Below are 12,990 nucleotides of genomic sequence, written 5' to 3' on the forward strand. Positions count from 1 at the left end.
TCCAAATCCAAAGTTTCGGGAGAGTGAACATGGGCAAAATTATCGGTATCGACCTGGGGACTACCAACTCCTGCGTCTCCGTGCTGGAAAACGGCAAAGCAAAAGTTATTGAAAACGCTGAAGGCGCGCGTACCACGCCGTCGATCATCGCTTACGCCAACGATGGCGAAATCCTGGTCGGTCAGTCTGCCAAGCGTCAGGCAGTGACTAACCCGCACAACACTCTGTACGCGGTAAAGCGTCTGATCGGTCGTCGTTTCGACGAAGAAGTTGTGCAGAAAGACATCCAGATGGTCCCTTACAAGATCGTCAAGGCTGACAACAACGACGCCTGGGTTGAAGTGAACGGCCAGAAAATGGCACCGCCACAAATCTCGGCTGAAATTCTGAAAAAGATGAAGAAGACCGCCGAAGACTACCTCGGCGAGCCAGTGACTGAGGCGGTGATCACCGTTCCGGCCTACTTCAACGACAGCCAGCGCCAAGCGACCAAAGACGCCGGCCGCATCGCCGGTCTGGACGTAAAACGTATCATCAACGAACCAACCGCAGCCGCTCTGGCTTACGGTATGGACAAGGCCAAGGGTGATCACACTGTGATCGTTTATGACCTGGGTGGCGGTACTTTCGACGTTTCCGTGATCGAGATCGCTGAAGTTGACGGCGAGCATCAGTTCGAAGTGTTGGCCACCAACGGTGACACGTTCCTGGGCGGTGAAGACTTCGACATTCGTCTGATCGACTACCTCGTTGACGAATTCAAGAAAGAAAGCGGCATGAACCTTAAGGGTGACCCGCTGGCCATGCAGCGCCTGAAAGAAGCCGCTGAAAAAGCCAAGATCGAGCTGTCCTCTGCTCAGTCGACCGACGTCAACCTGCCGTACATCACTGCAGACGCGACCGGTCCTAAGCACCTGAACGTGAAGATCTCGCGTGCCAAGCTCGAAGCACTGGTTGAAGACCTGGTTCAGCGCACCATCGAACCTTGCCGCATCGCCATGAAAGACGCAGGCCTGGACGTTGGCGCGATCAACGACGTGATCCTGGTCGGCGGTCAGACCCGTATGCCGCTGGTGCAGAAGCTGGTTACCGATTTCTTCGGTAAAGAAGCGCGTAAAGACGTCAACCCGGACGAAGCTGTTGCCATGGGCGCTGCTATCCAGGGCGCTGTTCTGGCCGGTGACGTGAAAGACGTACTGCTGCTCGACGTCAGCCCGCTGACCCTGGGTATCGAAACCATGGGTGGCGTGATGACTGCGCTGATCGAGAAAAACACCACGATTCCTACCAAGAAATCGCAAGTGTTCTCGACTGCCGACGACAACCAGGGCGCCGTGACCATTCACGTCCTGCAGGGCGAGCGTAAGCAAGCCGCACAGAACAAGTCCCTGGGCAAGTTCGACCTGGCCGACATTCCACCTGCTCCACGTGGCGTGCCGCAGATCGAAGTGACCTTCGACATCGACGCCAACGGCATCCTGCACGTCGGTGCGAAAGACAAGGCGACCGGCAAGACCCAGTCGATCGTGATCAAGGCCAACTCCGGTCTGTCCGACGAAGAAATCGAGCGCATGGTGCGTGACGCCGAAGCTAACGCTGACGAAGACCGCAAGTTCGAAGAACTGGCCGCTGCCCGTAACCAGGGTGATGCACTGGTTCACTCGACTCGCAAAATGATCACCGAAGCGGGCGACAAAGTTACCGCCGAAGAGAAGACTGCGATCGAGGCTGCTGTGGTTGCTCTGGAAGTTGCTGTTAAAGGCGACGACAAGGCTGCTATCGAAGCGAAGGTTGAAGAGCTGTCGAAAGTCTCTGCTCCGGTTGCTCAGAAGATGTACGCCGAACAGGCTCAGCCTGCTGAAGGCGCAGCACCGCACGACGAGAAAGCTGAAAAGACTGACGATGTTGTCGATGCCGAGTTCGAAGAAGTCAAAGACCCCAAGTAAGTTGTTGGTCGGCCGGTTGACTGCCTTTAGGCGGTGACTGGTAGGATGTCGCCGCGCGGGAGCTTGCTCCCGCGTTGGCGTATCTGGAATACGCGAATTTTTACAGCATGCGACAAGGTTCGAATGCTGGTGGTATGGCCGGAAATGCTCCTGCTTTTCGCGCCGAAAGTACCGCATGAATCAAAGACCAGGATCGTTGAATTGACGTGAGTTGGGTCCGGGCCTGTATTGGGGCTCAGCGAGTTTGGCGATCCTCAGGAGGGGTTTGCCGGACGTCCTCAAGAGTGCAAAGACTTATGGCAAAGCGTGACTATTACGAAGTGTTGGGTGTTGAGCGTGGCTCAAGCGATGCGGATCTGAAGAAGGCCTATCGTCGTCTGGCGATGAAGCATCACCCGGACCGTAATCCCGATGACAAAGCATCGGAAGAACTGTTCAAAGAGGCCAACGAGGCCTATGAAGTGCTGTCCGATTCCAGCAAGCGTGCAGCTTACGACCAGTACGGTCATGCCGGTGTCGACCCGAGCATGGGTGGTGGCGGTGCAGGTTTCGGCGGTCAGAACTTCTCTGACATCTTTGGTGATGTCTTCAGTGATTTCTTTGGTGGCGGTCGCGGCGGTTCCCGTGGCGGCGCTCAGCGTGGCAGCGACTTGCGCTACACCCTGGAGCTGAATCTGGAAGAGGCAGTGCGCGGCACGAGCGTGAATATTCGTGTGCCGACGCTGGTCAACTGCAAGCCGTGCGATGGCTCGGGCGCCAAAAAAGGCTCGTCGCCTTCGACGTGCCCGACGTGCGGTGGCATCGGTCAGGTGCGCATGCAGCAAGGCTTCTTCTCGGTGCAGCAGACCTGCCCGCGCTGCCATGGCCAGGGCAAGATCATTTCCGATCCGTGCGATTCCTGCCACGGTGACGGCCGCGTCGAAGAGTACAAAACCCTGTCGGTCAAAGTGCCGGCCGGCGTCGACACTGGCGACCGCATTCGCTTGTCCGGCGAAGGCGAGGCGGGTACTCAAGGCGGCCCGACTGGCGATCTGTACGTGGTCATCAACGTCCGCGAACACGACATCTTCCAGCGTGACGGCAAGCATCTGTTCTGCGAAGTGCCGATCAGCTTCGTTGATGCGGCGCTGGGTGGCGAACTGGAAATCCCGACCCTCGACGGTCGCGTCAAGCTGAAAATCCCTGAAGGCACTCAGACCGGCAAGCAGTTCCGCGTACGCGGCAAAGGCGTGGCGCCGGTGCGTGGCGGTGGTGCGGGCGATCTGATGTGCCGTGTAGCGGTCGAGACCCCGGTCAACCTGAACCGTCGTCAGCGCGAATTGCTGGAAGAGTTCCGCAGTTCTCTGGCAGACGACAATAGCCATTCCCCGAAAACCACCGGTTGGTTCGACGGTGTGAAGCGCTTCTTCGGCGATTTGTAAGGAGTCGGCATGCGACGTATTGCAGTGATGGGCGCCGCCGGGCGCATGGGCAAGATTCTGGTTGAGGCCGTGCAGCAGCGCGCGCCTCTGACCGGTTTGACTGCCGCTGTCGTCCGTCCTGGCAGCACGCTGATCGGGGTGGATGCCGGTGAGTTGGCTTCGCTGGGGCGAATTGGTGTGCCGCTGTCCGGTCATGTGGAAGCGGTCGCTGATGAGTTTGATGTGTTGATCGACTTCACGCTTCCGGAAGTGATGCTGAAGAACCTGGCGTTCTGCCGTAAGGCGGGCAAGGCCATGGTCATCGGCACTACGGGTCTGGATGCTGCGCAGAAGCAGTTGCTGGTCGAGGCGGGCAAGGATATTCCAATCGTGTTCGCCGCCAACTTCAGTGTTGGCGTCAATCTGTCGCTGAAGTTGCTCGACATGGCGGCACGCGTGTTGGGTGATGAGGCGGACATCGAGATCATCGAAGCGCATCACCGACACAAGATCGATGCGCCCTCGGGTACTGCGTTGCGCATGGGTGAGGTCATTGCCAGTGCGCTGGATCGTGACTTGCAGAAAGTTGCCGTCTACGGTCGTGAAGGTCATACCGGTGCGCGCGAGCGTGAAACCATCGGTTTTGCCACTGTTCGTGGTGGTGATGTCGTCGGTGATCACACCGTGCTGTTTGCCTGCGAAGGCGAGCGCCTGGAGATCACTCACAAGGCTTCCAGTCGCATGACCTTCGCCAAGGGCGCGGTACGTGCAGCCTTGTGGCTGGAGGGTCGTGAGCCGGGTCTTTATGACATGCAGGATGTGCTCGACCTGCGTTGAGCCGTTATTGAATCCGGCGCAAACGCCCTGTTTGCGCTGGTTTTTCTCCGCTTGGCGACTTCCTGTCGCATTCTCCGGCCTTTAAGGCTCTTTAGCGGTGGACCAAAAAAGCCTTTTTCTGTAAGCTACAGCTTTAGTGTGTCCACTAAAAGCGCGCAGAATAATTCAGTGAAGAAGCGGGGTGACGTGTCCATACGTCACTCCGCTTTTTTACAACCTGCGATCGCCCTTTCATGCGTTATTTACGGGAGGTCTTCTTGACTAAGCCAGCCATACTTGCCCTTGCTGATGGCAGCATTTTTCGCGGCGAAGCCATTGGAGCCGACGGTCAAACCGTTGGTGAGGTGGTGTTCAACACCGCAATGACCGGCTATCAGGAAATCCTTACCGATCCTTCCTACGCCCAACAGATCGTTACCCTGACTTACCCGCACATCGGCAACACCGGCACCACGCCGGAAGACGCCGAGTCCGACCGCGTCTGGTCCGCTGGCCTGGTCATCCGTGACCTGCCTCTGGTAGCGAGCAACTGGCGTAACACGATGTCCCTGTCCGACTACCTGAAAGCCAACAATGTTGTGGCAATCGCCGGTATCGACACCCGTCGCCTGACCCGCATCCTGCGTGAGAAAGGCGCACAGAACGGCTGCATCATGGCCGGTGACAACATCTCCGAAGAAGCTGCGATTGCCGCTGCCCAAGGCTTCCCGGGCCTGAAAGGCATGGATCTGGCGAAAGTCGTCAGCACCAAGAAGCAATACGAATGGCGTTCGACTGTCTGGGATCTGAAAACCGACAGCCACGCGACCATCGAAGCTTCCGAGCTTCCATATCACGTGGTTGCCTTCGACTACGGGGTCAAGGTCAACATCCTGCGCATGCTGGTCGAGCGCGGCTGCCGCGTGACCGTCGTGCCGGCACAAACTCCGGCTGCTGACGTGCTGGCACTGAAGCCGGATGGCGTGTTCCTGTCCAACGGTCCTGGTGATCCGGAGCCGTGCGACTACGCGATCCAGGCGATCAAGGACGTGCTGGAAACCGAAATTCCGGTATTCGGCATCTGCCTCGGCCACCAACTGCTGGCTCTGGCTTCCGGTGCCAAGACCCTGAAAATGGGTCACGGCCACCACGGTGCCAACCACCCGGTGCAGGATCTGGACACTGGCGTCGTGATGATCACCAGCCAGAACCACGGTTTCGCGGTAGACGAAGCGACCTTGCCAGCCAACGTTCGGGCGATCCACAAATCGCTGTTCGACGGCACTTTGCAAGGCATCGAGCGCACAGACAAGAGCGCGTTCAGCTTCCAGGGCCACCCTGAAGCGAGCCCGGGCCCGAACGATGTAGCGCCACTGTTCGACCGCTTCATCAACGAGATGGCCAAGCGACGCTAAGCGTTCGCCTTGAGACTGTAGAGAGAAGCTCCTCGAGGGCGGCCCCGAACCCGGCGGCCCCTTCGAGACTTCAGAAATCGATCAAGACGGCTTGCCGACTGACCTGCGGATTTGAGTGACAAACCCATGCCAAAACGTACAGACATTAAAAGCATCCTGATTCTCGGCGCTGGCCCGATCGTTATCGGCCAGGCCTGCGAATTCGACTACTCCGGCGCCCAGGCTTGCAAAGCCCTGCGCGAAGAGGGTTACCGCGTCATCCTGGTGAACTCCAACCCGGCCACCATCATGACCGACCCGGACATGGCTGACGCCACGTACATCGAGCCGATCAAGTGGCAGACTGTTGCCAAGATCATCGAAAAAGAACGTCCGGATGCCGTGCTGCCTACCATGGGCGGCCAGACCGCTCTTAACTGCGCCCTGGATCTGGAGCGCGAAGGCGTTCTGGAGAAGTTCGGCGTGGAAATGATCGGCGCCAACGCCGACACCATCGACAAGGCTGAAGACCGTTCGCGTTTCGACAAGGCGATGAAATCCATCGGCCTGGCGTGCCCGCGTTCCGGTATCGCCCATAGCATGGAAGAAGCCAACGCGGTTCTCGAAACCCTGGGCTTCCCGTGCATCATCCGTCCGTCCTTCACCATGGGCGGCACTGGCGGCGGTATCGCTTACAACCGCGAAGAGTTCGAAGAAATCTGCGCCCGTGGTCTGGACTTGTCTCCGACCAAAGAGCTGCTGATCGACGAATCGCTGATCGGCTGGAAAGAATATGAAATGGAGGTTGTCCGCGACAAAAAGGACAACTGCATCATCGTCTGCTCGATCGAAAACTTCGACCCGATGGGCGTGCACACCGGTGACTCGATCACCGTGGCTCCGGCTCAGACCCTGACCGACAAGGAATACCAGATCCTGCGTAACGCCTCTCTGGCGGTACTGCGCGAGATCGGCGTCGAGACCGGCGGTTCCAACGTGCAGTTCGGTATCTGCCCTGACACTGGCCGTATGGTCGTGATCGAAATGAACCCGCGCGTATCGCGTTCCTCGGCGCTGGCTTCGAAAGCCACCGGTTTCCCGATCGCCAAAGTCGCGGCCAAACTGGCTGTGGGTTACACCCTCGACGAACTGTCGAACGACATCACCGGCGGCAAGACCCCGGCGTCCTTCGAGCCGTCCATCGACTACGTCGTCACCAAGCTGCCGCGCTTCGCCTTCGAGAAGTTCGCCAAGGCTGACGCACGCCTGACCACTCAGATGAAGTCGGTGGGTGAAGTCATGGCCATCGGCCGTACTTTCCAGGAATCCCTGCAGAAAGCCCTGCGCGGTCTGGAAGTGGGCGTTTGCGGTCTGGACGAGAAACTCGACCTGAGCAACCCGGAAAGCATGAGCGTGCTCAAGCGTGAGCTGACTGTGCCGGGCGCCGAGCGTATCTGGTACGTGGCCGACGCTTTCCGCGCCGGCATGACCGTCGAAGAAATCTTTGGCATGAACATGATCGACCCGTGGTTCCTGGTGCAGATCGAAGATCTGATCAAAGACGAAGAGAAGGTCAAGACCCTCGGTCTGTCCGCTATCGACCGCGACCTGATGTTCAAGCTCAAGCGCAAAGGCTTCTCCGATCAGCGTCTGGCCAAGCTGCTGGGCGTCACCGAGAAAAACCTGCGTACTCACCGCCACAAGCTGGATGTGTTCCCGGTCTACAAGCGCGTTGACACCTGCGCGGCCGAGTTCGCCACCGATACCGCTTACCTGTACTCGACTTACGAGGAAGAGTGCGAAGCTGCGCCGTCCGGTCGCGACAAGATCATGATCCTGGGCGGCGGTCCAAACCGTATCGGTCAGGGCATCGAGTTCGACTACTGCTGCGTTCATGCTGCGCTCGCTCTGCGCGAAGACGGTTACGAGACCATCATGGTCAACTGCAACCCGGAAACCGTTTCCACTGACTACGACACTTCTGACCGTCTGTACTTCGAGCCGGTAACCCTGGAAGACGTGCTGGAAATCGTTCGTGTCGAGAAGCCGAAAGGCGTTATCGTCCAGTACGGTGGCCAGACTCCGCTGAAACTGGCCCGTGCCCTGGAAGCCGCCGGTGTGCCGATCATCGGCACCAGCCCTGACGCCATCGACCGCGCCGAAGACCGTGAGCGCTTCCAGCAAATGGTTGAGCGTCTGAACCTGCGTCAGCCGCCAAACGCCACCGTGCGTAGCGAGGACGAAGCGATCCGTGCCGCCAGCAAGATCGGTTATCCGCTGGTCGTGCGTCCGTCCTACGTACTGGGCGGCCGGGCGATGGAAATCGTTTACGAAGAAGAAGAACTCAAACGCTACCTGCGTGATGCGGTGAAAGTGTCGAACGACAGCCCGGTGCTGCTCGACCACTTCCTCAACTGCGCCATCGAGATGGACGTTGATGCAGTCTGCGACGGTACTGATGTCGTGATCGGCGCGATCATGCAGCACATCGAGCAGGCCGGCGTTCACTCCGGTGACTCCGCGTGCTCGCTGCCGCCGTACTCGCTGCCGCTGCATATCCAGGACGAGATGCGCGAACAGGTCAAGAAAATGGCCCTGGAGTTGGGTGTTGTCGGCCTGATGAACGTGCAATTGGCGCTGCAAGGCGAAGACATCTACGTCATCGAAGTCAACCCGCGCGCTTCGCGTACCGTGCCGTTTGTCTCCAAGTGCATCGGTGTTTCCCTGGCGATGATCGCGGCTCGCGTGATGGCTGGTAAAACCCTGAAAGAAATCGGCTTCACCAAAGAAATCATTCCGAACTTCTACAGCGTGAAAGAGGCGGTGTTCCCGTTCGCCAAATTCCCTGGCGTTGACCCGATCCTTGGCCCAGAGATGAAGTCGACCGGTGAAGTGATGGGTGTCGGCGACACCTTCGGTGAGGCATTCGCCAAGGCCCAGATGGGCGCGAGCGAAGTGCTGCCGACTGGCGGTACTGCATTCATCAGCGTGCGCGACGATGACAAGCCGTTGGTTGCAGGCGTGGCCCGTGATCTGATCAACTTGGGCTTCGAAGTGGTTGCCACTGCCGGTACTGCCAAGCTGATCGAGGCTGCAGGCCTGAAAGTGCGCCGTGTTAACAAGGTGACCGAGGGTCGTCCGCACGTGGTCGACATGATCAAGAATGACGAAGTCACGCTGATCATCAACACCACTGAAGGTCGTCAGTCGATCGCTGACTCTTACTCCATTCGCCGTAATGCCTTGCAGCACAAGATTTACTGCACCACCACCATTGCGGCGGGCGAAGCTATCTGTGAAGCGCTGAAGTTCGGTCCGGAAAAGACCGTGCGTCGCTTGCAGGATCTACACGCAGGATTGAAGGCATGATCAAGTACCCAATGACCGTCCAGGGCGCGAAAGCTCTGGAAGAAGAACACGCTCACCTGACCAAGGTCGTCCGTCCGAAGCTCAGCCAGGACATCGGTACGGCCCGCGAGTTGGGTGATTTGAAGGAAAACGCTGAATACCATGCCGCCCGCGAACAGCAAGGCATGGTCGAAGCGCGGATTCGTGACATTGAAGGCCGGATTCAGAATCAGGTCGTTATTGATGTCACAACAATTCCTCACACCGGCAAAGTGATTTTCGGTACTACCGTGGAAATCGCTAACGTCGAGACGGATGAAAGCGTCACTTACCACATCGTGGGTGAGGATGAGGCTGACTTCAAACTCGGCAAGATTTCGGTCGGTTCGCCTCTGGCCCGCGCCTTGATCGGCAAGGAAGAGGGCGACGTTGTTGCCGTGAAAACGCCAAGTGGCGTTATCGAGTACGAGATTGTCGAAGTCCGTCACATCTGAAACCGGGCGCCCGCTGCATGCGGGCGCCATGCTTTGGCAGCTGACCCAGATGCTGTGGGTCGGTGGTCTCTGGTTGATTCATTTCGGTTTGCAGCCGGTGTTGGGCAGGATTGGCCTGGCGCCGCTGCTGATCGATGAAGTCGCCAGTGCATTTGAAGTGCTGGTGGTGGGTTTTTCCGCCGCATGCGTTATTTTTCAGGCTTTGGTGCTGGTACAGGCCGAGGGCCTTGGCAGTCTATGGCGGGATTTTCGCGGGCAAGTGCTGTTGATGGCGTTGTATGCGTGCGCGATGTTTATCGCAGTACGAATCGGCTGGCCGGATGCGCAGCGCTGGCAGGTGTTCAGTTATCTGGTTCTGGGGTTTTCCGGGCTGGTGCTGGTGATGCAGCCGGTGCCGGGATGGAGTGGCAGGGTGCGCGAAGCACACCCTTGACCCTTTTCATCACTTGAAGCGATGAACGTTCGACAGTTGCTTGTTGGCGCTGAAGTTCTTGCGGTAAACCAGTGCCATCTTGCCGATGACCTGTACCAGATCCGCTTTGCCGACCTTGCACAGCTCTGCAATGTGCGCGAGGCGTGACTCACGATCGAGGATGTTGAGCTTGATTTTGATCAGTTCGTGATCCGCCAAGGCGCGTTCAAGTTCGGCTAGCACACCTTCAGTCAAACCGTTGTCAGCCACAGTCAAAACCGGTTTCAGGTGATGGCCAATGGATTTGTACTGTTTCTTCTGCTCTGGAGTGAGCGGCATAATCTGACCCTTTCGTCTGGATTCTGTAAAATGGCGGCCATTTTACCCGAGGGTTCGTGGATCCGCCCAATTAATCACGACCCTTATCATCGAGGTGCCCAATGGCGCGTTCCAAGACAAGCCTTGGTTGGCTGAAAAGACATGTCAATGATCCTTACGTGAAGCAGGCGCAGAAGGATGGCTACCGCTCGCGTGCGAGTTACAAGCTTCTGGAAGTCCAGGAGAAATACAAGCTGATCCGCCCTGGCATGAGCGTTGTCGACCTCGGGGCTGCGCCCGGTGGCTGGTCGCAGGTTACCAGTCGGCTGATCGGTGGTCAGGGGCGTCTGATCGCTTCGGACATCCTGGAAATGGACAGCATTCCGGACGTGACTTTTATCCAGGGTGACTTCACCGAAGACGCAGTGCTCGCGCGGATCCTTGAAGCTGTGGGTAATTCGCAGGTTGACCTTGTGATTTCCGATATGGCCCCCAATATGAGTGGTACGCCTGAGGTGGACATGCCAAAAGCCATGTTTCTTTGCGAGCTGGCGCTTGATCTGGCGGAACGAATACTCAAGCCGGGTGGAAATTTCGTGATCAAGATTTTTCAGGGCGAAGGGTTTGATGTTTACCTGAAGGATGCTCGTCGGAAATTCGACAAGATCCAGATGATCAAGCCTGACTCTTCCCGTGGCAGTTCCCGCGAGCAATACATGTTGGCTTGGGGCTACCGCGGTCGCAGTGAATAAAACGAGGTTTTTGTGCGGGGTGATAGGTTTTTCGTATTTTGCCCTGCGTGCATAAGCGAATATTGTGTAGAAAGTGTTTCACAAAGGGTTACAGACGGCGCCTGCCAGAGTTGTAGGTAATGTAGTAAGTTAGGCCGGTGAATATCATGCGAAGCGCGCGCCAGTAGCGGAGCTTGCTTCAGAGGGTAGTTAATTGAACGATATGGCAAAGAATCTGATCCTGTGGTTGATCATCGCGGCTGTCCTGGTGACGGTGATGAACAACTTCTCCAGCCCTAACGAGCCGCAGACCCTCAACTATTCCGACTTCATCCAGCAGGTCAAGGATGGCAAGGTCGAGCGCGTAGCGGTTGATGGCTATGTGATTACCGGCAAGCGCAACGATGGCGATAGCTTCAAGACCATTCGTCCGGCGATTCAGGACAATGGCCTGATCGGCGACCTGGTCGATAACCATGTTGTGGTCGAAGGCAAGCAGCCTGAGCAGCAAAGCATCTGGACCCAGCTTCTGGTGGCCAGCTTCCCGATCCTGGTGATCATCGCGGTGTTCATGTTCTTTATGCGCCAGATGCAGGGCGGCGCCGGTGGCAAGGGCGGGCCGATGAGCTTTGGCAAGAGCAAGGCGCGTCTGCTGTCCGAAGATCAGGTGAAAACCACTTTGGCTGACGTTGCCGGTTGCGACGAAGCCAAGGAAGAAGTTGGTGAGCTGGTTGAGTTCCTCCGTGATCCGGGCAAGTTCCAGCGTCTGGGCGGTCGAATTCCTCGCGGTGTGCTGATGGTGGGCCCTCCGGGTACCGGTAAAACCTTGCTGGCCAAGGCAATTGCCGGTGAAGCCAAGGTGCCTTTCTTCACCATCTCCGGTTCCGACTTTGTTGAAATGTTCGTGGGTGTCGGCGCGAGCCGCGTTCGCGACATGTTCGAGCAGGCCAAGAAGCACGCGCCTTGCATCATCTTCATCGACGAAATCGACGCCGTCGGTCGTCATCGTGGCGCCGGTATGGGTGGTGGGCACGACGAGCGTGAGCAGACCCTCAACCAGTTGCTGGTTGAGATGGACGGCTTCGAAATGAATGACGGCATCATCGTAATCGCTGCGACCAACCGTCCTGACGTACTCGACCCTGCATTGCTGCGTCCGGGCCGTTTCGACCGTCAGGTCGTGGTCGGTTTGCCGGATATTCGTGGTCGCGAACAGATCCTCAAGGTTCACATGCGTAAAGTGCCAATGGGCGACGACGTTGCTCCGGCCGTTATCGCTCGCGGTACTCCGGGCTTCTCCGGTGCCGACCTTGCCAACCTGGTCAACGAAGCCTCGCTGTTTGCGGCTCGCGCCGGCAAGCGCATCGTCGAGATGAAAGAGTTCGAGCTGGCCAAAGACAAGATCATGATGGGCGCCGAGCGCAAATCGATGGTCATGTCCGAGAAAGAGAAGCAGAACACTGCTTACCACGAAGCTGGCCACGCCATTGTTGGTCGTGTTGTGCCTGAGCATGATCCGGTCTACAAGGTTTCGATCATTCCGCGCGGTCGTGCGTTGGGTGTGACCATGTTCCTTCCGGAAGAAGATCGCTACAGCCTGTCCAAGCGTGCGTTGATCAGCCAGATCTGCTCCCTGTATGGCGGCCGTATTGCTGAGGAAATGACCCTTGGCTTCGATGGTGTGACCACCGGTGCTTCCAACGACATCATGCGTGCCAGCCAGATTGCGCGGAACATGGTGACCAAGTGGGGCCTGTCGGAAAAACTCGGTCCGCTGATGTATGCCGAAGAAGAGGGTGAAGTATTCCTTGGTCGCGGCGGCGGTGGCCAGGCTGCAAGCTTCTCCGGTGAGACAGCCAAACTGATCGACTCCGAAGTGCGCAGCATCATTGATCAGTGCTACGGCACTGCCAAGCAGATCCTCACGGACAACCGTGACAAGCTTGATGCCATGGCTGATGCGCTGATGAAGTACGAAACGATTGATGCCGAGCAGATCGACGACATCATGGCTGGTCGTCCGCCTCGCGAGCCTCGCGACTGGTCGGGAGGCACTGGTACGCCGCCGCCTCCGGTTGTTCAGGATGAGCGTCCGGAAACACCGATTGGCGGTCCGGCTGCTGACGTTTAA

At 57.8% G+C, this 12,990-nt stretch carries 10 protein-coding genes; 9 read left to right on the forward strand and 1 reads right to left on the reverse strand.

Annotation, left to right across the window (positions count from 1 at the left end):
• Window positions 1–29: 29 nt before the first annotated feature.
• The 7 genes from dnaK to ACA043_RS03805 all read left to right on the forward strand — a co-directional run bounded on the left by dnaK (window position 30) and on the right by ACA043_RS03805 (window position 9,831).
• On the forward strand, window positions 30–1,946 hold the full coding sequence (gene dnaK, locus ACA043_RS03775) for a molecular chaperone DnaK (RefSeq protein ID WP_497658645.1): 1,917 nt from the start codon (window positions 30–32) through the stop codon (window positions 1,944–1,946).
• Window positions 1,947–2,242: 296 nt separating this feature from the next.
• On the forward strand, window positions 2,243–3,367 hold the full coding sequence (dnaJ, locus tag ACA043_RS03780) for a molecular chaperone DnaJ (RefSeq protein WP_038357478.1): 1,125 nt from the start codon (window positions 2,243–2,245) through the stop codon (window positions 3,365–3,367).
• A 9-nt stretch (window positions 3,368–3,376) separates the two neighbouring features.
• On the forward strand, window positions 3,377–4,183 hold the full coding sequence (dapB, locus tag ACA043_RS03785; protein WP_401272169.1) for a 4-hydroxy-tetrahydrodipicolinate reductase: 807 nt from the start codon (window positions 3,377–3,379) through the stop codon (window positions 4,181–4,183).
• A 257-nt stretch (window positions 4,184–4,440) separates the two neighbouring features.
• Complete coding sequence (carA, locus tag ACA043_RS03790; protein WP_187676710.1) at window positions 4,441–5,577, forward strand: glutamine-hydrolyzing carbamoyl-phosphate synthase small subunit; 1,137 nt, start codon at window positions 4,441–4,443, stop codon at window positions 5,575–5,577.
• A 126-nt stretch (window positions 5,578–5,703) separates the two neighbouring features.
• Window positions 5,704–8,925: a carbamoyl-phosphate synthase large subunit gene (carB, locus tag ACA043_RS03795; protein WP_187676711.1), complete on the forward strand. Its 3,222-nt coding sequence runs from the start codon at window positions 5,704–5,706 to the stop codon at window positions 8,923–8,925.
• Complete coding sequence (gene greA, locus ACA043_RS03800; protein ID WP_187676712.1) at window positions 8,922–9,398, forward strand: transcription elongation factor GreA; 477 nt, start codon at window positions 8,922–8,924, stop codon at window positions 9,396–9,398. The genes carB and greA overlap by 4 nt, the downstream gene beginning before the upstream one ends.
• Before the next feature lie 28 nt (window positions 9,399–9,426).
• A complete protein-coding gene (locus ACA043_RS03805; protein ID WP_489879263.1) occupies window positions 9,427–9,831 on the forward strand; it encodes an MFS transporter in 405 nt (134 codons plus the stop codon).
• A 9-nt stretch (window positions 9,832–9,840) separates the two neighbouring features.
• On the opposite strand, the gene ACA043_RS03810 is transcribed toward ACA043_RS03805, so the two are convergent.
• Window positions 9,841–10,149 carry a YhbY family RNA-binding protein gene (locus ACA043_RS03810; protein WP_016771761.1) on the reverse strand — a complete coding sequence of 103 codons (309 nt, stop codon included), beginning with the start codon at window positions 10,147–10,149 and terminating at the stop codon, window positions 9,841–9,843.
• A gap of 101 nt (window positions 10,150–10,250) precedes the next feature.
• On the opposite strand from ACA043_RS03810, the gene rlmE reads away from it, so the two are divergent.
• Window positions 10,251–10,880, forward strand: coding sequence for a 23S rRNA (uridine(2552)-2'-O)-methyltransferase RlmE (rlmE, locus tag ACA043_RS03815; protein ID WP_401272055.1), 630 nt, complete (start codon window positions 10,251–10,253; stop codon window positions 10,878–10,880).
• 202 nt (window positions 10,881–11,082) lie between these two features.
• On the forward strand, window positions 11,083–12,990 hold the full coding sequence (ftsH, locus tag ACA043_RS03820) for an ATP-dependent zinc metalloprotease FtsH (RefSeq protein WP_489879283.1): 1,908 nt from the start codon (window positions 11,083–11,085) through the stop codon (window positions 12,988–12,990).

This window comes from Pseudomonas sp. LBUM1648, assembly GCF_059716145.1.

Coding starts and splice junctions, on each gene's coding strand:
- greA (WP_187676712.1), top strand. CDS start 8,922: ATGATCAAGTACCCAATGACCGTCCAGGGCGCGAAAGCTCTGGAAGAA.
- ftsH (WP_489879283.1), top strand. CDS start 11,083: ATGGCAAAGAATCTGATCCTGTGGTTGATCATCGCGGCTGTCCTGGTG.
- dnaK (WP_497658645.1), top strand. CDS start 30: ATGGGCAAAATTATCGGTATCGACCTGGGGACTACCAACTCCTGCGTC.
- dapB (WP_401272169.1), top strand. CDS start 3,377: ATGCGACGTATTGCAGTGATGGGCGCCGCCGGGCGCATGGGCAAGATT.
- ACA043_RS03805 (WP_489879263.1), top strand. CDS start 9,427: ATGCTTTGGCAGCTGACCCAGATGCTGTGGGTCGGTGGTCTCTGGTTG.
- carB (WP_187676711.1), top strand. CDS start 5,704: ATGCCAAAACGTACAGACATTAAAAGCATCCTGATTCTCGGCGCTGGC.
- ACA043_RS03810 (WP_016771761.1), bottom strand. CDS start 10,149: ATGCCGCTCACTCCAGAGCAGAAGAAACAGTACAAATCCATTGGCCAT.
- rlmE (WP_401272055.1), top strand. CDS start 10,251: ATGGCGCGTTCCAAGACAAGCCTTGGTTGGCTGAAAAGACATGTCAAT.
- dnaJ (WP_038357478.1), top strand. CDS start 2,243: ATGGCAAAGCGTGACTATTACGAAGTGTTGGGTGTTGAGCGTGGCTCA.